Below are 18,867 nucleotides of genomic sequence, written 5' to 3'. Positions count from 1 at the left end.
GCGCGGCTGGACACGCCACGCCCCCACTGGCTATCGGCTGGCGATGCCTGTCATCGCCACCATCATGAATTCGACCACCGGCCAGCCGATCCAGCGGATGAGCTTCGGCCGCATGCCCAAGCCCTGGGCGTCGTTCACGCTCGAAAGCGGCGAGCTCGTTACGGCCGACCGTGTCGATGTCGGCAAGCCCGCGCCGGGCAAGGTCGTGGTGCCTGTGTCGGTCTGGGTCACGCCCAAGAAATAGCCCCGCGCTCTCAGCAACAATTCGTTACACTCCGGGCGGCCGCTTTGCATTGAAGTGCCGCCCCCGCCCGCCTAGATTCCTCGCGCGGGACCGGGCCCCTCTGGCGGCGGCTTCACCAGCTGAAGCCCCGTGATGTCGGACCGCATCGAGCATGCTCGGTGCAGGTTGGCTGTTTGCCTTATCCTCCCCCGGGCTCCTCGATCGACACTAGATCGCAAGGAGTGGCGTAATGAACGAATTGATCCAGCGGCTGATCGCAGCGCACCGCATCCTGAACCGTGAGATCCGGCGCGAAGTCGCCCGGCGCTTCCCGGACCAGCTGCGCCTCGCGCGGCTGAAAAAGGAGCGGCTCGCGATCAAGGACCGCCTCTTCCGTCACTTTCCGGACGCCGCCGAGATGCGCCGCGTCGCCCGCGTTGCGCTTCGCAGCGCCCGCCACGCCTAGGAACCCAAAATGGACAATCTGACTAGCTTCAACCGCACTGCCGCCGCCGGCGCGCAGGCCCGTTTCGACGAGGGTCTGCGCCGCCACATGCTCGGCATCTATCGCAACATGGGACTCGGCCTCGCGCTGACCGGCCTGGTCGCGCTGGCCGTCGCCAGTACGCCGGCGCTGGTCGCGCTGATCTTCGGCACCCCGCTCAAATGGGTCGCGATGTTCGCGCCGCTGGCGTTCGTGTTCTTCTTCCAGTTCCGCTTCGATCGGATGACCACCGCCGGCGCGCGCACCGCGTTCTTCGCCTTTGCCGGCATCATGGGTGTGTCGATGGCCAGCATATTCCTGGTCTTCACCGGCCAGAGCATCGCGATGGCGTTCTTCACCGCCGCGGCGATGTTCGCCGGGCTGAGCCTGTGGGGCTACACCACCGGCCGCGATTTGACGGGCATGGGCTCGTTCCTGATCGTCGGGCTGTTCGCAGTGATCGGCGCCAGCCTGATCAATCTGTTCCTGGGTTCCAGCCTGCTCCAGATGGGCCTGTCGGCCGTCGGCGTGCTGGTCTTTGCCGGTCTCACCGCCTGGGACACCCAGCGCCTCAAGAGCGAGTATCTTGCTTATGCCGGCACCGGGATGACCGAGAAGCTCGCCGTGATGGGCGCGCTGTCGCTTTATCTCAACCTCATCAACATGTTCCAGCTGCTGCTGGGGCTGATGGGCCAGCGGGAGGAATAAGCATGAGCTTCGTCTGCCCCGTCGACGGCACCACATTGGTGCCGCACGAGCGCTCCGGAATCGAGATCGATCACTGCCCGAGCTGCCGCGGCGTCTGGCTCGATCGCGGCGAGCTCGACAAGATAATCGAGCGAAGCGCCGCCCAGCCAGCCCCTCAATATCGCGACGAGCGCCCACGCTACGACGAGCATCGCGGCCAGCCGCCTAAGCGGCGCAAGTCGTTTCTCGAAGACCTGTTCGACTGATCGCTTCGCGGCTAGACCCTCCCGAATAAGCAAATTCGGGAGGGTTATTCATGCTCACGCGCCGCGACATACTCGGGACGAGCGCCGCACTCGTTGCGACCCTCAGCTTCCCCGCCGCGGCGAACAGCGACGTCTTTGTCCGCCGCCGGGGCACCGGCTTCACGCGGGGCGGCAAGCCCTATCGCTATGCGGGTGGCAACATCTGGTACGGCGCCTATCTCGGCGCCGACGCCCCTTATGGTGACCGCGATCGCCTGCGCCGCGAGCTCGACGCGCTCGCCGCCACCGGCATCACCAATCTGCGCCTGCTCGCCTCGTCCGAAGTCTCGCCGCTCAAGAACGCGGTCAGCCCGTCGTTCCGCGACAAGACCGGCCCCGCTAACCGCGCCCTGCTCGCCGGGCTCGACTATTGCCTCGCCGAAATGGCCAAGCGCGACATCACCGCTGTGCTCTACCTCACCAATTTCTGGGAATGGTCGGGCGGGATGATGACCTATCTCAGCTATGTGAATGACGGCCGCTACATCGATGTCGGCGATCCCGCGCATCCCTGGCCCGACTTTCCCGACGCGACTTCCGAATTCTACGAGAACGCCCCCGCGGTCGCGCTGTATCACGACTGGATCCGCACGCTGGTCGGCCGCACCAATTCGGTCACCGGCACGCGCTATCGCGAAGATCCCACGATCATGGCCTGGCAGCTCGCCAACGAACCGCGCCCCGGCGGCCGCGAGGCAGTGGTCGCCCGGCGCCTCCCCGCTTTCTATCGCTGGACCCAGGGCACCGCGAAACTCATCAAGTCGCTCGACAGGAACCATCTCGTCTCGACCGGCAATGAGGGGCTGAAGGGCTCAGGCGAGCGCGCCGATATCTATCGCACCGCCCATGCCTTTCCCGAGATCGATTATTGCACCGCGCATATCTGGCCGCTCAACTGGAGCTGGATCGACGCGAAGGACATCGCCGGCACCCACGCAGCCGGCACCGCCAAGGTTGCCGAATACCTCACCCAGCACATCGCCTTGGCCAAGGAACTTGGCAAGCCGCTGGTGATCGAGGAATTCGGCTACCCGCGCGACGGCGGCGGCTACGATCCCGAAGCCTCGACCCACTTCCGCGACCTTTACTACGGCCAGATCTACGACGCGGTGCTGACCAGCGCGCGCACCGGCGGGCCGGTTGCCGGATCGAATTTCTGGGCCTGGAATGGCGAGGGCCGCGCGGTGCACGGCGATCACCGCTTCCGGAAGGGCGACACCGCCTGGCTCGGCGATCCGCCGCACGAGCCCCAGGGCTGGTACGGCGTGTTCGATAGCGACGCCTCGACGCGGGCGCTGATCAAGGCCCATGCCGCTGCGATCGCTACCGCAGGCGCGCCGATCGCGGGATGAGGCTGGGCGAACAAAGTTCACCTTCCGCCCACCCAAACCATCCTCCGTTGCCGAGAAGCGCGCGCAGGACCATGTGCTGATCATGGCATCTCTGCTTGATCCTTCCGCGCGCGGGCGCGTGATTCTCGTTGGTGCGGGTCCTGGCGATCCGGGCCTGCTGACCGTCCGTGCGGTCGAGGCGCTCGCCCAAGCCGACGTGCTCGTCCATGACGGGCTGGTCGATCCGCGCGTGCTCGATCTCGCGCCGCAAGCGCACCGCATCTCGGTCGCCAAGCAGCGCTCGAAGCACACGCTGTCGCAGGACGCGATCAACGCGCTGATCGTCGCGCATGTGAAGACCGGCGCGATCGTCGTCCGCCTGAAGGGCGGCGATCCGTTCATCTTCGGTCGCGGCGGCGAGGAAGTCGAAGCCGTGCGCGCCGCCGGCCTGCCGGTCGAAGTCATTCCCGGCATCTCCGCCGCGCTCGGCGCCGCCGCGGAGGCGATGCTGCCGCTCACCCATCGTGACTGGTCAAGTGCAGTCAGCTTTGTTGCCGGCCAGTGCAAGGGGCTCACCGATCAGGATTGGTCCGGCCTCGCCGGCAAGGGCCGCACGCTCGTCATTTATATGGGCGTCGCCACTGCCAACGCCATCGCCGACAAGCTGATGGCCGATGGCGTCGCCCCGGACATGCCCGTTGCGGTGCTCGAACGCGGCACGCTGGAGGGCAGCCGCGCGCTGCGCACCCTGCTCGCCGATCTCGGCCCGATGGTCGCGCGCGAGACGGTCAAGAGCCCGGCGATCATCGTCGTCGGCGAAGTCGTGACGCTCGCCGATGCGCAGGACAAGCTCGCCGCCTGGGCCAGCGCCGCGGAGGCGCTGGCATGAAGCTGCTCACCGGCAATGATCTCGCCACTGGCGATGTCACCTGGTGGACCGGCAGCGGCTGGTCGCGCCATGTCGAGGATGCCGCCGACGTCGCCGAACAGGGCGAGGCGATCGCCCATGTCGAAGAGGCCGCACGCCGCGTCAACGGCCCCTATGTGATCGATGCGACCGCTACCCCCGAAGGCCCTCGCCCCGCGCACATCAAGGACCGCATCCGCGCGCTCGGGCCCACGGTGCGCCCCGACCTCACATTGAAGCCCGCCGATCCCAATGCCGGCAGCTGGGTGATCTGAGATGTACAAATACGACCAATATGACCAGTCGATCGTCGATGCCCGCGTCGAGGAGTTTCGCGATCAGGTGAATTGCCGCCTCGCCGGCCAGATCACCGAGGACCAGTTCAAGCCGCTGCGGCTGATGAACGGCCTGTATCTCCAGCTCCACGCCTATATGCTGCGCGTCGCAGTGCCCTATGGCACGCTCGACAGCCGCCAGGTGCGGATGCTCGCCCATATCGCCCGCAAATATGACCGCGATTACGGCCATTTCACCACGCGCCAGAATCTCCAGTTCAACTGGATCAAGCTCGAGGACGCGCCGGACATCCTGGCAGAGCTCGCCACGGTCGAGATGCATGCCATCCAGACCAGCGGCAATTGCATCCGCAACATCAGCTCGGATCAATATGCCGGCGCCGCCGCCGACGAAGTCACCGATCCGCGCCCCTGGGCCGAGCTGCTGCGCCAGTGGAGCACCTTCCATCCCGAATTCACCTACCTGCCGCGCAAGTTCAAGATCGCGGTGATCGCCGCGGACGAAGACCGCGCCGCAATGCGCCTCCACGATATCGGCATCCAGCTGGTGAAGAAGGACGGCCAGCTCGGCGGCCGCGTCTTCGTGGGCGGCGGCATGGGCCGCACCCCGATGATCGCTTCCGAAATCCGCGACTTCGTCACCGCCGACGATCTGCTCAGCTATCTGGAAGCGTGCCTGCGCGTCTACAATCGCTATGGCCGGCGCGACAATATCTACAAGGCGCGGATCAAGATCCTGCTCCACGAGATCGGCGCCGACGAATATCGCCGTCAGGTCGAGGCCGAGTTCCTCGACGTGAAGAAGCTCGGGCTCGATCCGCCCCAGGCCGAATTCGATCGCATCGCCGCCTTCTTCGCGCCGCCGCCGTTCGAGGCGGATGCGTCCGACGAACTCGATCGCAGCGATCCCGATTTCGCGGTGTGGCTCGATCAGAACGTGATCGCCCACAAGGCGCCGGGCCATGCCATCGTCAATATCAGCCTCAAGCCGCAGGGCGGCATCCCGGGCGACGCCTCCTCGGCCCAGATCGACCTGATGGCCGATCTCGCCGAGAAGTTCAGTCACGACGAGCTGCGCGTCACCCATGCGCAGAACATCGTCCTGCCGCATGTCCGCAAGGCCGATCTCCATGCGATCTGGCAGCAACTCGCCGAGGCCGGGCTGGCCGAAGCCAATCTCGACCTGATCAGCGACATCATCGCCTGCCCCGGTCTCGATTATTGCAGCCTTGCCAATGCGCGCTCGATCCCGCTCGCGCAAAAGATCTCGTCGCGCTTCGCCGATCTCGGCCGCCAGCGCGAGCTGGGCGAATTGAAGCTCAAGATCTCGGGCTGCATCAATGCCTGCGGCCACCATCATGCCGGTCATATCGGCATCCTCGGCGTCGATCGGAAAGGCACCGAGAATTATCAGCTGCTGCTCGGCGGCTCGGGCGCGGAGGACGTATCCCTCGCCAAGATCACCGGCCCCGGCTTCTCGGAGGACGGCATCGTCGACGCGATCGAAAAGGCGACCGACGTCTATCTCGCCCAGCGCGAGAGCGGCGAGCGCTTCGTCGATACCTATCGCCGCATCGGTATGGATCCGTTCAAGGAGGCGATCTATGGGTGATATCGATTTGTCTTCCCGCGCCGACGGTCTCCTGCGTTTTCGCGACGACGAGACGCATGAGGAGCCCGCAGTCACGCTCGAACTCGTTCCTCGGCCAGTCGAACGCCACTGCCGTCCGCATCGAGGCTGGTGAGGATGCGCGCGTCCTCCTGCCCCATCTGGAACGACTCGCGCTCGTCGAAGTCAGTTTCCCTAAATTCCGCGACGGCCGCGGCTACTCCGTCGGCCGCATCCTGCGCGAAGCAGGATATACCGGCGAGCTGCGCGCCCAGGGCGACGTGCTGGTCGATCAGATTCCGCTGATGCGACGCTGCGGCTTCGACAGCTTCGCGCCCGAGGCGCCGGTCGACGAAGCTGTGCTCGAAGCCAGCCTGGCGCGCTACGATCACGTCTATCAGGGCGCTGCCGATGGGCGCGTGCCCGTGTGGAAGCTGCGTCATGGCTGAGACGGCCGCGCGCCGGATCGATCGCCTGGATGTCGCGCCGCGCTTCACCCAGCAGGATGCGATCCGGCTCAACAATCTGTTCCGCGGCAGCTCGACCGACGAGGTGCTGCGCACGGTGCTGGGCGAGCATATGGTCGGCGATGTCGGCGTGGTCTCGTCGTTCGGCGCCGAATCCGCGGTGCTGCTCCATCTCGTCGCCTCGGTCGATCCCTCGGTGCCGGTGCTTTTCCTCGATACCGGTCGCCACTTCGCCGAGACGCTGGCCTATCGCGATACGCTCGCCGCGCGGCTCGGCCTCACCGATTTGTGCATCTTGTCTCCCGATGCGGAAGTGCTGGCCAAGCGCGATCCCAGCGAGTTGCGCTGGTCGTTCGATCCCGATGGCTGTTGCGAGATCCGCAAGGTCGTCCCGCTCGCCAAGGGGTTGGCGGGCTTCGATGCGACGATCACCGGGCGCAAGGCGTTCCAGGCGAGCACGCGCAACGCGCTGCCACGCTTCGAGATCGACACGTCGGATCCCGCCAGCCGGCTCAAGGTCAATCCGCTCGCCGACTGGACCCGCGCCGATCTGGACGCCTATTTCGAGCGCCACGCGCTGCCGCGCCACCCGCTGATCGACCAGGGCTATCTGTCGATCGGCTGCGCGCCATGCACCAGCGTGGTCAAGCCCGGCGAAGACCCGCGGGCGGGCCGCTGGCGCGGCTGGGACAAGACCGAATGCGGCATCCACACCCCCGTGGACGACGGCGACCCCAATTTACCGGTGTTCTGATCGATTCCGCCTCTTTCGTGCCGGTCCTGTGCCGGATGACAGGGCATAAAAACCGCTGTCCTACATCCGCCCGGGTCCGGTATGTCGAAACCATGCACGCGGTCTGCGCACTGCCGTCGACTCTCACCAGTCTCCAACATCGAATTCGCCGCTGTAGGAAATTTCCCTGCGCGCCCGCGCAACGGAATTTCACGATTCGCATGCAAACTGTGCCGCTAAGCCTGGATTTCCCTACACGCGCGGCCTTCTTGCCGGCCCTCTTTGCGCCGCGTTTCTTATGCACTAGACGTGCCCAACCAAGGGTTTCCGAGTGGGGAAGTTGATGCGTTTCGTTGCCGCCGCCATGGGTGTCGCCGCCCTGTTGATTGCCCTGCCCGCCGCCGCGCAAAAGGGGCCCGCGTCCAAGCCCGAGATCGTGCCGTTCAAGGGCGTCGCCACCGATCCCACCGCCGTCGTGCCGGTCAACGTCGCCGCCGACCCCGAAAATACCTGGGTGCTCGATCTCTCGACCGGCGGCCGCGTGACGATCCGCCTGCGTCCCGATGTCGCCCCCAAGATGGTCGCGCAGGTCAAGACGCTCACCCGTCGCAAATTCTACGACGGCGTCGTCTTCCACCGCGTGATCGATGCGCCTGAGAATATGGCGCAGGGCGGCGATCCCACCGGCACCGGCACCGGCGAGTCGGACCTTCCCGATGTTCCGGCCGAATTCAACAACCTGCCCCACGTTCGCGGCGCGGTTTCGGCAGCGCGCACTCAGGATCCGAACAGCGCGAACAGCCAGTTCTTCATCATGTTCGGCCCGCATCTCGGCTTTGACCATGATTACACCGTGTTCGGCCGGGTGACCGGGGGCATGGAGTGGGTCGACAAGATCGAGCGCGGCGAGCCGCCAGCGAACCCCACCAAAATCCTCCACGCCTATATCGGCGCGGACAATCCCCCGGCCTATCAGCCTGCGCCGGCTCCCGCGCCCGCAGCGCCCGCCGCCGGTGGCGCAGCGCCGGTACTGATCCCGAAATAAGCCGCCCCAATTACGTGAACGTCGACCTTTTCGATTTCGAGCTCCCGCCCGAGCGGATCGCGCTGCGCCCGGCGGCCCCGCGCGATTCCGCTCGGCTGCTGCTGCTCGACGGCCCCGCGACGCGTGATGCACATGTCGGCGATCTTCCCGCGTTGCTGCGCCGCAGAGACCTGCTCGTCTTCAACGATACCCGGGTCATCCCCGCCCAGCTCGAGGGGCTGCGCGGCAATGCCAAGATCGGTGCTACGCTCCACAAGCGCGAAGGACCGCGGCGCTGGCGCGCCTTCATCCGCAACGCCAAGCGCTTGTCCGATGGCGACGCGATCGACTTCGGCGCCGGCGTCACCGCGGTCGCCTCCGATCGTGCCGAGGACGGCAGCTTCGCGCTGAGCTTCGCCGGCGACGAGCCGGTCGAACTGCTACTCGAACGCTGCGGCCGGATGCCGCTGCCGCCCTATATCGCCTCGAAGCGCCCCACCGACGCCCGCGACGCCGACGATTACCAGACGATGTTCGCCGCCGAGCCCGGCGCCGTCGCCGCGCCGACCGCCGCGCTCCACTTCACCCCCGAGCTCCTCGCCGCGCTCGACGATGCCGGGATCGCTCATGCGACGCTGACGCTGCATGTCGGCGCCGGGACCTTCCTGCCGGTAAAGGCCAACGACACCGACGCGCACAAGATGCACGCCGAATGGGGCCGCATCGACGAAGCGACCGCCGCGCGTCTGAACGCAGTCCGCGCCGCCGGCGGCCGAGTCATCGCGGTGGGCACCACCAGCCTGCGCCTGATCGAGAGCGCCACCGGCGGCGACGACGTGATCCGCCCGTTCGAAGGCGACACCGCGATCTTCATCACGCCGGGCTATCGCTTCAAGGGCGTGGACGGCCTCGTCACCAATTTCCACTTGCCGCGGTCGACGCTATTCATGCTGGTATCGGCGCTGATGGGGCTCGACCGGATGCAGGCGGCCTACGCACATGCGATTGCCAGCGGCTACCGCTTCTATAGCTATGGGGACGCCAGCTTGCTGCTGCCTGGCCCGAAGGAGTGACCATGCGCCATTTGCCGATCGCTGCCGCGTTGCTCGCCTCGCCCGCCATGGCTCAGGAGCAGCCTGCGCTGCCCAACCCGATCGCACCGATCCAGCGCCCCGTCCAGCCGCCCGCCACCGTGATCGCCGAGCCGGTGGCGATGATGATCGCGGCGTTCGATGCGGACGGCGACGCGCGCGTCACGCGCGCCGAGTTCGAAGCCGGCGTGCGGCGCAGCTTCGACAGCGCTGATCCCGATCACAAGGGCAGCATCGGCTATATCGCCTTTTCTGACTGGTCCGAACGCTGGCTTGGCGACCGCAACACGCTGCCCAGCCCGTTCGAGGTCGATCGCGACGGCGACAATCGGATCTCGCTCGACGAACTCAAGCAACGCTTCGCGCTTTTCTTCACGCGCTTCGACGTCAACAAGGACGGCGTGATCGTCCGCAGCGAGCTCGTCGCCATTCGCCCGCAGCCCTTTGCGCCCAATCGCCGCAAGGGCAGCAAGCGCGGCGACGGGCCGGGCAATTGACCGGCTGGCCTTTCGTGCGCTCCCGCGGCTAAGTCGCCCTATGGCCGCGCATCACGACCACCATAACCGCAGTCATGGCCACAGCCACGCGCCCGCTGATTTCGGCCGGGCGTTTCTGATCGGCACGGTGCTCAACCTGGCGTTTGTGCTGATCGAGGGCGGCGCCGGCTTCGTCACCAATTCGGTCGCACTGCTCGCGGATGCCGGCCACAATCTGTCCGACGTGCTCGGCCTGCTCGTCGCCTGGGCGGGCGCCGAACTTGCCAAGCGCCCCGCTTCGCCCCGTTTCACTTATGGTTTGCGCGGCAGCTCGATCCTCGCCGCGCTGACCAACGCGGTGCTGCTGCTCATCGCGATCGGTGCGATTGGCTGGGAGGCAATCAGCCGCCTCGGCGATGCGCCGGCGGTTGCAGGCGGCCCCGTGATGATCGTCGCGGCGGTGGGAATTGCCGTGAACCTGGGCACCGCGCTGCTCTTCGCCCGCGGCCGAAAGGGCGACATCAACATCCGCGGCGCCTATCTCCACATGGCGACCGATGCCGCGGTCTCGGCCGGCGTCGTCGTCGGCGGAGCGCTGATCCTGTGGACCGGCTTGCGCTGGATCGATCCGGTGATCAGCTTAGTCATCGTCGCGGTGATTCTGTGGAGCAGTTGGGGGCTGCTGACCGAATCGCTCAACATGGTGCTGCAGGCAGTGCCCGAGGGGATCGACGCCGTGGCAGTCGAGCGCGCGCTCACCTCGCTGCCGGGCGTAAGCCGCGTCCACGATCTCCACATCTGGCCGATGAGCACCACCGAGTCGGCACTGACCGCGCATCTCGTGATGCCTGGCGGCCATCCCGGCGACGCCTTCCTTGTCGCACTGCAACATCGGCTGGCGCACGACTTCCGGATCGATCATACCACGGTCCAGATCGAACTGGGCGATGGAGCAGAGTGCCGGATGCACGGACATTCGCATGGCTGAGGCGAGCGACACGCGCGGGAGCGATGCGCGCATTCGCCTGGTGATCTTCGATTTCGACGGCACGCTTTCAGACAGCGGCGACTGGTTTCTCTCAGTGGTCGACCAGATCGCCCGCCGCTTCCGCTTCCGCACCGTACAGCCCGACGAAGTCGAGATGCTGCGCCATCGCAGCTCCCGCGAAGTGATCGACTTTCTCGGCATCTCGCGCTGGAAGCTACCCCTGATCGCGCGCCATACGCGCAAGCTGGTTGGCCTCAACGCCCACCGGATTGCGCTTTTCCCGGGCACGCCCGACCTGCTCGAGCGCCTTTCCGGCACCGGCGTTAGGATCGCGCTGGTCACGTCCAACTCCGAGTCCAACGCCCGGAAGATACTTAGACCCGACCTTGCCGCGCGGATCGATTTCTACGCCTGTGGCTCATCGCTGTTCGGCAAGGCCCCCAAGTTCCGCAAAGTCCTAAAAAAAATGGGCATCCCCGCCAGCGAGGCCTTGGCGATAGGCGACGAAACCCGCGATATCGACGCCGCCCGCGAAGTCGGCATGCGCGCCGGGTCGGTGCTATGGGGGTATGCCAGCGAGGCGGTGCTCCGCGCGCTCAATCCCGATGCGCTGTTCCGCAGCCCACAGGAAATCCTTGACTACGTCGCAGCGCATCGTTCCTGACGCCTTGGCCGCCGCCGGGATCGGTGGCTGCTGCCATGGCGCGCTCCTTCAATCGAAATGGATCGCCAGCCAGACCGTCGGGCGGTCCTTCGCAGTCCATGTCACCCAATGCTTTTGTCCGCGCGCGATCCAGAGATGGTCGCCGGGGCCGAGCTGCGCCTCGTCCGAATCCTCGATCCGGATGCCCGCCGCGCCTGTGAGCAGCACCACCCATTCGTCGCTATCCTGGACCATCGCCGCGCCCGGCGGCGTCGCCTGGCCAAACGAGACGATGCGCTCGATTCGGATACCGGGCCGCGCGAGCAGTTCGGTGAACGCCTCGGCGCGCTTGGCGGCCGGGAGCTTGGCGAGCAAGTTCTCGACCTTCACCTTGTAGCGCGGCTTTGGCTTAGGCTTAGGCTTAGGCTTAGGCTTAGGCTTAGGCTTAGGCTTAGGCTTAGGCTTAGGCTTAGGCTTAGGCTTAGGCTTAGGCTTAGGCTTGGGCTTGGGCTTCGGAACCGGCTTGGGCCGGGCTTTCGCCGATCCTGCAGACTTGCCCCAAGCGCTGCTCGCCGCGTCGCGCAAATAGGCCTCGATGGCCTCGGCCGAGCTCGTCAAAGCCTCGTCGCCGAAGCCGAACACTGGATCGCCCGAGGCGTCCCTCAGACCATAGAGCCCGAAGTCACCGCCCGGCTTGCGCCGCCGCGACTTGGCGAGCTTCAGCCCGCGATGCGCCGCCATTTCGCGCAGTTGATCGTCGCGCTCGCTCACACGCCCTCCCTCGACTTGGCGCCGACAAGGCGGCAAAGGCATCGCCCATGTCAACGTCAACGCCCATTCCATCACCCCGTTTCGAGTTCACCATCCACGCCACCGACGGCAAGGCGCGCCTCGGCACCATTGCGATGCGCCGCGGCGAGATCCGGACGCCGGCGTTCATGCCCGTCGGCACCGCCGCGACGGTGAAGGCGATGAAGCCCGCGGACGTCCGTGCAAGCGGCGCCGACATCCTGCTGGGCAACACCTATCACCTGATGCTTCGCCCCGGCGCCGAGCGCGTCCACCGGCTGGGCGGGCTGCACAAGTTCATGGGCTGGGGCAGGCCGATCCTCACCGATTCGGGCGGATACCAGGTGATGAGCCTGTCCGAACTGACCAAGCGCAGCGAGGAAGGCGTCGCGTTCAAATCGCATCTCGATGGATCGAAGCATCTGCTCAGCCCGGAGCGATCAATGGAGATCCAGCGGCTGCTCGGCTCCGACATCGTTATGGCGTTCGACGAACTTGTGCCCACCACCTCGACGCGCGAGGTCCAGGCCGCGGCGATGGAGCGATCGATGCGCTGGGCCAGACGCAGCCGCGCCGGCTTTGATGCAGGCGGTGTGCATGCCCAGAATGCCGCCCTGTTCGGCATCCAGCAGGGCGCGCTGGACGAGGGCTTCCGCAAAGCCTCCGCCGACGCCCTGCTCGACATCGGATTCGACGGCTATGCCGTGGGCGGGCTCGCAGTCGGCGAAGGCCAGGAGGCGATGTTCGGTGTGCTCGACTATGCGCCGGCGCAGCTCGACACCGCCAAGCCTCGCTACCTCATGGGCGTAGGCAAGCCGGACGATATCGTCGGCGCCGTCGAGCGCGGGATCGACATGTTCGATTGTGTGCTGCCCACGCGCTCGGGCCGCACCGGTCAGGCCTTCACCCGCACGGGCCCGATCAACATCCGCAACGCCAGGTTCGCGGAAGATCAGGGCCCGCTCGATCCCAATTGCGGCTGCCCGAGCTGCGCGACCTGGAGCCGCGCCTATCTCCACCATCTCGTTCGCGCCGGCGAGATCCTCGGCGCGATGCTGATGACCGAGCATAATCTCTGGTTCTACCAGCAGCTGATGGCAGATCTGCGTGACGCGATCGGCGCAGGCCGGCTCAGCGACTTCGCCGACGACTTCCGCCGCCACTATCACGGCAAGGAATTTGCTTAACCATCTTCCGTTTCGTGCTGGGACGCCGCCAAATCAGGGGGCGCTTGTTAAGACGATCGGCGATATATGGTTCAGCCATGTTCTGGCGGCGGTTCACTCAGATGCAGGCTCGTGGGATCGCCGCGGCGGGGTTCGTCTCGCTGATCGGCGCGGGTTTCTCGGCGCACGCGCTGGCGCCCGAGCCCGCCGCCGCAATTGCTCCCACAGCGACCGGATATGACGCCCAGGATCATTTCCCGGGCGCGGCCTATTACACCGCGCTCGATGACGATGCGCCGATCGCCGCAAGCGCAGGCACCACCGGGACGATCGCGCTTCCCAATCTGCCTGTGCCCGAAAATGCCGTGATCGACACCTCGATCCAGCCTGCCCAGCCCTTCCGCCTCACCGGCTCGCCGCTCGACAAGGCACGGGCGCTCGAATGCCTGACCGACGCCATCTATTACGAGGCGGCTAACGAGCCGACCGACGGGCAGCGCGCGGTGGCGCAAGTGGTGCTCAACCGGGTTCGCCATCCCGCCTTCCCAGCAACCGTCTGCGGCGTGGTGTTCCAGGGATCGGAGCGCCGCGGCTGCCAGTTCAGCTTCGCCTGTGACGGCGCAATGGCGCGTATTCCGGCGCGGGCCGCCTGGGTGCGCGCGAGCCGCGTCGCCGCCGAGGCACTGTCGGGCAGTGTCTTCGCCGCGGTCGGCGAGGCAACGCATTACCATACCTATGCGGTCACGCCGGTGTGGAACCGTGGGCTGGTGATGACCGGCGCGTTCGGCGCACATTTCTTCCACCGCTGGAAAGGCTGGTGGGGCACCGCCGCCGCGTTCCGGCAATCCTATCAGGGCGGCGAGCCGATGCCTGGGCCGCACGCGGCGATCGCCCCCGAAATCGCTGCTCTGCCGATAGCGATGCCAGCGGCGCCGGCGAGCGCAAAGCCGGTAACGCCGACTCCGACCGCGGCGGTGCAGCCAGCTTATGTAGAAAGCGGTGCGCCGACGGCGGCCTATGCAGCGCCCTTGCTTCCCAACTCGCAGATCCTCGACAAATGGAAGGACAGCGGCAAGCCGATCCTCTGAGCGTTACGCCGCGAGCAGCCGTTCGGCCTGGGCGCGAGCCTCGGGGGTGATCTCGGCGCCCGACAGCATCCGGGCGATTTCTTCGCGCCGCTCATCGGTGTCGAGCGGGGTTACGCCGGTGCGGGTGACCAACCCGTCGTGGCTCTTGGCGATGAGCAGATGCTGCGTCCCGCGCGCTGCGACTTGCGGACTGTGGGTAACCACCAGCAATTGCGCGGTGCCGGAGAGACGCGCGAGGCGTTCCCCGATCGCGCTCGCCACTGCGCCGCCGACGCCGCGATCGATCTCGTCGAAGATCAAGGTGCGCGCACCGCCCTCTTCGGCAAGCGCGACCTTCAGCGCAAGGATGAAGCGCGATAGCTCGCCGCCCGAGGCGATCTTGATCAGCGGCGCGAACGGTGCGCCAGGATTGGTCGAGACCTCGAATTCGACGCGGTCCATGCCCGTGCTGCTCCACTGCGCCTCGTCGAGCGGCTCGACGACGGTGCGGAAGCGCGCCGCATCGAGCTTGAGCGGCGCAAGTTCGGTGGCGACGGCGATGTCGAGCCGTGTCGCGGCCTCGGCGCGTGCCGCCGAAAGCCCACGCGCTGCCTCGCGATAGGTTCGGTGCGCTTCCTCGACGGCAAGCTCTAGCCGGGCGATCCCGGCGCCGCCGCTCTCCACACGATCGAGCCGTTCGGACAGCGTCTCAAGCAAGCCGGCGAGATCGTCGGGCTGGACGCGGTGCTTGCGGGCGATCCCGCGCAGTTCGAACAGGCGAGTCTCGTCGGCCTCGAGCGCGGCGGGATCATAAGCCAGCGCATCGGCCGCCGAATTGATCGATTCCTGCGCGGCGGTGCCTTCGGCCAGCGCACGATCGATCGCGGCGAGCGCTTCGCCCAGCGCGCTGTGATCCGCGGCGATGCGCTCGAGCACGCGCGCGGCCTGGCGGAGCTGGCTGAGCCCGCCTTCGGAGCCTTCGAGCAACTGGGCGATCGCCTGGAGTTCGCCGGCGATCTTCTCGCCGCGCTGCATGCCCGCGCGACGTTCGGCGAGCCGCTCCTCCTCGCCCGGTTCCGGCGCGAGCTTGCGCAGCTCGGTAACGGCGTGGTCGAGCCATTCGCGGTCGCGCTCGGCGACATCCTGTTCGGCGCGCGCGGTCGCGAGCAGATCCTCAGCCTCGCGCCAGCTGCGATGCGCAATCGCGATCGGGCCGCAATCGAGCCGGCCATAGATATCGAGCAGCGCGCGATGACCGCGCGGATTGAGCAGCCCGCGATCGTCATGCTGGCCGTGGATCTCGACGAGATGCGGCGCGAGTTCGCGCAACAGCCCGGCAGACGCGGCCTGGTCGTTGACGAAGGCGCGGCTGCCGCCATCGGCCTTGACGATGCGGCGGATAATCAGCGGTTCGCCGGGCTCGAGCTCGAGCCCGTTCTGCGCAATCAGATTGGCGATGGCATGGCCCTGCCCCAACTCGAAGCTGGCGGTGACCAGCGCTTGCGCTGCGCCGTTGCGCACCAGCCCGCTATCGGCGCGCGCGCCGAGCGCGAGGCCCAGCGCATCGAGCAGGATCGACTTGCCCGCCCCGGTTTCGCCGGTGAGCACGCCGAGCCCGGCACCGAATTCGAGGTCGAGCGCCTCGATCAGCACCACGTCGCGGATGGAAAGCGCAGTCAGCATGCGCAGCGGTTTATTGCAGGAACGGAGGATGAACGGAAGGCAGGAAACGCACTCCCATCCTCCCCAAAATGGCTCGGGGAGGAATCTGGAGCGGGCCTCAGCTCGCCGGCGAAGGGACCTTGGCGAGCTTGTCCTTATTGTCCTGCATCAGCGCATAGGCGCGTTTGTACCAATCGCTGCCCGGATAGTTGGCGCCGAGCACCGCGGCCGCCTTGTTCGCCTCGGTCGGCAAGCCGAGCGCGAGATAGCTCTCGGTCAGGCGGAGCAGGGCCTCGGGCGCATGGGTGGTGGTCTGATACTGGTCGACCACCGCCCGGAAGCGCATCGACGCGGCGAGCCACTGGCCGCGGCTCTGATAGAAGCGGCCGATCTCCATTTCCTTGCCGGCAAGGTGATCGCGGACGAGATCGATCTTCAGGCGCGCGTCGGAGGCATATTTGGTGTTCGGATAGCGGCGCGTCAGTTCGCCGAGCGAATCGAGCGCCTGCTGGGTGATCTTCTGGTCGCGCGTAACGTCGGCGATCTGCTCGTAATAGCTCAGGCCGATCAGATAATAGGCATAGGGCGCATCGCGGTTGCCCGGGTGGACGGCGAGGAAACGCTGCGCCGAGGCGATCGATTCCGAATAATCCTGGTTCAGATAATAGCTGAACGCGCTCATCAGCTGCGCGCGGCGCGCCCAGATCGAATAGGGATGCTGGCGCTCGACTTCGTCGAACAATGCCGCCGCCAGCTTGTACTGATGGCTGTCGAGCCGGGCCCGCGCAGCCGTGTAGAGCGTGCTGACGTCGCGCGCGACATAGGGAAGATCGCTCTTTGCACTGCGCTTGGCGCAGCCGGAGACCGAAATGGCGAGGACCGGGATGAGCGCAAGAGCGAGCGCGCGGGGCATGGGGATACGCATAGGAGTGGGGTCTTAGCCGAGCCCGGTGGCGTCAAACAATCCTTTTCGCGGCGGCTTTGTGTCAGCCGCGAAACCATCGCGGTTTGCCGCGGATCGATTCACGCGGCAAAGACGTTGCGCTCTTCGAAGCGCACTCACCGATCCGGGAAGGAACCCAAGTTTTGACCGCCACGCTGCTTGCCACCCATCGCGTCGAAAAGCCCTGGGGACGCCACAAGCTGTGGCCCGGTTTCGCCGATCCTGCCGCCGACGGCGATCCGGTGGGCGAGGTCTGGTACCAGTCGCCGGGCGACAGCACGCCCGACCTGCTGATCAAATATCTGTTCACCTCTGAGAAGCTCTCGGTCCAGGTCCATCCCGACGACGCGCAGGCGCATGCCCGCGGGCTGCCGCGCGGCAAGGACGAATGCTGGGTAATCCTAGACGCCGAACCCCATTCGACGATCGCGCTGGGTACCAAGCGCCCGCTGACCCACGAGGAACTGCGCGCAGCGGCGCTGGACGGCTCGATCGAGCATCTTCTCGACTGGAAGCCGGTAAAGGCAGGCGACTTCTTCTATTCGGCCTCCGGCGTGATCCACGCGATCGGCGCGGGCATCACGCTGATCGAAGTCCAGCAGAACAGCGAAACCACCTATCGCCTCTATGATTATGGCCGTCCGCGCGAGCTCCACCTCGACGACGGCGTGGACGTGTCCGATCCGGTGCCGTTCGTGCCGCATCCGATGCCGGGCAAGGTGGCGGACGATCGCACGATCCTGGTCGAAGGCCCGAAGTTCGTGCTTGAGCGCTGGGAAGGGGGCAACCGCACGGTCACCCTGCCCGAAGGCGTGACCGGCTGGCTGATCCCGATCACCGGCGAAGGCGTGGTCGACGGCGTGGCCTTCCACGCCGGCGAGTGCGTCACGGTGCGGGGCGAAGCGCAACTCCATGCGACAATGGGCAGCGACCTGCTCTTCGCTTATCCCGGCGACACGCGGATCTGATCGCGGGCACGCGCCGTTCGCCAGGATGAACGGCGCGTAGTTCTACGTTCACGCAACCCCCACAGGTCTGCGGCGTTTTGAACTGCACTCGAAACAATCAGAAAGCTGTTTCTCATGCGAATCATACTCGCTGCCACCCTCGCTGCGGTGGCGCTTCCGGCTATCCCCGCCGCCGTCGCGGCGAGCGCCCCCGCTGCCCATGTCGCCGTCGCCCAGGATCGCGAATGGCGTGACCGCCAGGACCGCCGCGATGACCGCATGGACCGCCATGATCGCCGCCAGGACCGTCGCGATTGGCGCCGCTATCGCAACTACGACTATAACCGCCTTCCGCCGGGCGAGCGCAACTATTATGCCGAAAACTACTATCGCGACGGCCGCTATTATCGCGAGCGCCGCCTGACCCGCAACGACCGCATCTATCGCGGCAATAACGGCCAATATTATTGCCGCCGCTCGGACGGCACGACCGGCCTGATCGTCGGCGGCGTAGCCGGTGGCCTGTTCGGCAACGCGCTGTCCAATGGCCGCAACGCGACGCTGGGCACGCTGCTCGGCGCGGCCGCCGGCGCGGCGCTGGGCTCGTCGGTCGACCGCGGCAACGTGCGCTGCCGCTAACACACGCTCTGCCACGCAGGCGAAAGAGGGGCTCGGCACTTCGTGCCGGGCCTTTTTCGGGCGGTCAGAAGATGAAGCCGCCCATCCACAGCCGGATGCTGCCGATCACCAGCACGACGATGTTGAGCTTGCGACCGGTATTGCTTCCGGAAAGCGCGCCTGCGGCTAGCCCCATCGCGCCGAGCGGCAGCACAAGATAGTTGAGCCAGCCAAGCAGCGGGATCAGCGCCACCAGCATGATCGGGAAGGCAATGATGCCGAACAGGAGCGAGATCAGGTTGAACATGGGCGTTATATTAGGCCGCGCTGGTGTGTTGACAAGATAAGACAGGCAGGGTTGAGCAAAGAGCGAACGCTTCCTTAACCGTGGCAGCGCGATAAGCGGATACC

At 66.3% G+C, this 18,867-nt stretch carries 22 protein-coding genes and 1 pseudogene; 19 read left to right on the top strand and 4 right to left on the bottom strand.

The genetic code is table 11. The features are described from left to right. Nucleotides 1–43: 43 nt before the first annotated feature. From AB2M62_RS05760 to AB2M62_RS05690, 15 genes and pseudogenes are all read left to right on the top strand, one after another. Entirely contained in the window at nt 44–244 is a 201-nt protein-coding gene (locus AB2M62_RS05760; protein WP_404338405.1) for a hypothetical protein, read from the top strand. A gap of 229 nt (nt 245–473) precedes the next feature. After that, nucleotides 474–689, top strand: coding sequence for a DUF465 domain-containing protein (locus tag AB2M62_RS05755; protein ID WP_404338404.1), 216 nt, complete (start codon nt 474–476; stop codon nt 687–689). A 9-nt stretch (nt 690–698) separates the two neighbouring features. Continuing rightward, a complete protein-coding gene (locus tag AB2M62_RS05750) occupies nt 699–1,415 on the top strand; it encodes a Bax inhibitor-1/YccA family protein (RefSeq protein WP_404338403.1) in 717 nt (238 codons plus the stop codon). Between the two features lie 2 nt (nt 1,416–1,417). Next, nucleotides 1,418–1,660: a zf-TFIIB domain-containing protein gene (locus AB2M62_RS05745; protein WP_404338402.1), complete on the top strand. Its 243-nt coding sequence runs from the start codon at nt 1,418–1,420 to the stop codon at nt 1,658–1,660. 50 nt (nt 1,661–1,710) lie between these two features. Next, nucleotides 1,711–3,051 (top strand): mannanase, encoded by a 1,341-nt coding sequence (locus AB2M62_RS05740; RefSeq protein ID WP_404338401.1) that lies wholly within the window; start codon nt 1,711–1,713, stop codon nt 3,049–3,051. Between the two features lie 82 nt (nt 3,052–3,133). Continuing rightward, on the top strand, nt 3,134–3,919 hold the full coding sequence (gene cobA, locus AB2M62_RS05735) for a uroporphyrinogen-III C-methyltransferase (protein ID WP_404338400.1): 786 nt from the start codon (nt 3,134–3,136) through the stop codon (nt 3,917–3,919). Further along, the gene (locus AB2M62_RS05730) at nt 3,916–4,212 is read left to right on the top strand and encodes a DUF2849 domain-containing protein (protein ID WP_404338399.1); all 297 of its coding nucleotides are present in this window, start codon (nt 3,916–3,918) and stop codon (nt 4,210–4,212) included. The genes cobA and AB2M62_RS05730 overlap by 4 nt, the downstream gene beginning before the upstream one ends. Before the next feature lies 1 nt (nt 4,213). After that, entirely contained in the window at nt 4,214–5,845 is a 1,632-nt protein-coding gene (locus AB2M62_RS05725; RefSeq protein ID WP_404338398.1) for a nitrite/sulfite reductase, read from the top strand. Further along, nucleotides 5,838–6,291, top strand: a pseudogene (locus AB2M62_RS05720) (DUF934 domain-containing protein). Before AB2M62_RS05725 ends, AB2M62_RS05720 begins: the two are co-directional and overlap by 8 nt. After that, on the top strand, nt 6,284–7,063 hold the full coding sequence (locus tag AB2M62_RS05715; RefSeq protein ID WP_404338397.1) for a phosphoadenylyl-sulfate reductase: 780 nt from the start codon (nt 6,284–6,286) through the stop codon (nt 7,061–7,063). The pseudogene AB2M62_RS05720 and the gene AB2M62_RS05715 overlap by 8 nt, the downstream one beginning before the upstream one ends. A gap of 322 nt (nt 7,064–7,385) precedes the next feature. Next, nucleotides 7,386–8,087: a peptidylprolyl isomerase gene (locus AB2M62_RS05710; protein WP_404338396.1), complete on the top strand. Its 702-nt coding sequence runs from the start codon at nt 7,386–7,388 to the stop codon at nt 8,085–8,087. A gap of 14 nt (nt 8,088–8,101) precedes the next feature. Continuing rightward, nucleotides 8,102–9,139: a tRNA preQ1(34) S-adenosylmethionine ribosyltransferase-isomerase QueA gene (gene queA / locus AB2M62_RS05705; RefSeq protein WP_404338395.1), complete on the top strand. Its 1,038-nt coding sequence runs from the start codon at nt 8,102–8,104 to the stop codon at nt 9,137–9,139. 2 nt (nt 9,140–9,141) lie between these two features. Next, nucleotides 9,142–9,654: an EF-hand domain-containing protein gene (locus tag AB2M62_RS05700; RefSeq protein WP_404338394.1), complete on the top strand. Its 513-nt coding sequence runs from the start codon at nt 9,142–9,144 to the stop codon at nt 9,652–9,654. A gap of 40 nt (nt 9,655–9,694) precedes the next feature. Continuing rightward, the gene (locus AB2M62_RS05695) at nt 9,695–10,621 is read left to right on the top strand and encodes a cation diffusion facilitator family transporter (RefSeq protein ID WP_404338393.1); all 927 of its coding nucleotides are present in this window, start codon (nt 9,695–9,697) and stop codon (nt 10,619–10,621) included. Beyond that, nucleotides 10,614–11,285, top strand: coding sequence for an HAD-IA family hydrolase (locus AB2M62_RS05690; protein ID WP_404338392.1), 672 nt, complete (start codon nt 10,614–10,616; stop codon nt 11,283–11,285). Before AB2M62_RS05695 ends, AB2M62_RS05690 begins: the two co-directional genes overlap by 8 nt. Nucleotides 11,286–11,333: 48 nt before the next feature. Here the strand turns inward: AB2M62_RS05690 and AB2M62_RS05685 are convergent, their stop codons facing one another. After that, complete coding sequence (locus AB2M62_RS05685) at nt 11,334–12,035, bottom strand: hypothetical protein (RefSeq protein WP_404338391.1); 702 nt, start codon at nt 12,033–12,035, stop codon at nt 11,334–11,336. Between the two features lie 47 nt (nt 12,036–12,082). On the opposite strand from AB2M62_RS05685, the gene tgt reads away from it, so the two are divergent. After that, nucleotides 12,083–13,240 (top strand): tRNA guanosine(34) transglycosylase Tgt, encoded by a 1,158-nt coding sequence (gene tgt, locus AB2M62_RS05680; protein ID WP_404338390.1) that lies wholly within the window; start codon nt 12,083–12,085, stop codon nt 13,238–13,240. A 77-nt stretch (nt 13,241–13,317) separates the two neighbouring features. Continuing rightward, nucleotides 13,318–14,307: a cell wall hydrolase gene (locus AB2M62_RS05675; RefSeq protein WP_404338389.1), complete on the top strand. Its 990-nt coding sequence runs from the start codon at nt 13,318–13,320 to the stop codon at nt 14,305–14,307. A gap of 3 nt (nt 14,308–14,310) precedes the next feature. Here AB2M62_RS05675 and recN read toward each other — a convergent pair whose 3' ends face one another. Both recN and AB2M62_RS05665 read right to left on the bottom strand, forming a co-directional pair. Further along, nucleotides 14,311–15,969: a DNA repair protein RecN gene (gene recN, locus AB2M62_RS05670; RefSeq protein WP_404338388.1), complete on the bottom strand. Its 1,659-nt coding sequence runs from the start codon at nt 15,967–15,969 to the stop codon at nt 14,311–14,313. 97 nt (nt 15,970–16,066) lie between these two features. Next, nucleotides 16,067–16,873: an outer membrane protein assembly factor BamD gene (locus tag AB2M62_RS05665; RefSeq protein WP_404338387.1), complete on the bottom strand. Its 807-nt coding sequence runs from the start codon at nt 16,871–16,873 to the stop codon at nt 16,067–16,069. A 161-nt stretch (nt 16,874–17,034) separates the two neighbouring features. On the opposite strand from AB2M62_RS05665, the gene AB2M62_RS05660 reads away from it, so the two are divergent. Together AB2M62_RS05660 and AB2M62_RS05655 are read left to right on the top strand one after the other, a co-directional pair. Then, nucleotides 17,035–17,859, top strand: a complete 825-nt coding sequence (locus AB2M62_RS05660; protein ID WP_404338386.1) for a class I mannose-6-phosphate isomerase — start codon at nt 17,035–17,037, stop codon at nt 17,857–17,859. A 114-nt stretch (nt 17,860–17,973) separates the two neighbouring features. Beyond that, nucleotides 17,974–18,477: a glycine zipper 2TM domain-containing protein gene (locus AB2M62_RS05655; protein WP_404338385.1), complete on the top strand. Its 504-nt coding sequence runs from the start codon at nt 17,974–17,976 to the stop codon at nt 18,475–18,477. A 64-nt stretch (nt 18,478–18,541) separates the two neighbouring features. Here AB2M62_RS05655 and AB2M62_RS05650 read toward each other — a convergent pair whose 3' ends face one another. Then, the gene (locus AB2M62_RS05650; RefSeq protein WP_404338384.1) at nt 18,542–18,763 is read right to left on the bottom strand and encodes a hypothetical protein; all 222 of its coding nucleotides are present in this window, start codon (nt 18,761–18,763) and stop codon (nt 18,542–18,544) included. Nucleotides 18,764–18,867: the final 104 nt, after the last annotated feature.

This window comes from Sphingomonas sp. MMS12-HWE2-04, from assembly GCF_044881185.1.
In the GTDB taxonomy this organism is placed as follows: Bacteria; Pseudomonadota; Alphaproteobacteria; order Sphingomonadales; family Sphingomonadaceae; genus Sphingomonas.
The sequence above is the reverse complement of the archived record's forward strand: the minus strand, read 5'-3'. Positions and strand labels throughout refer to the sequence as shown.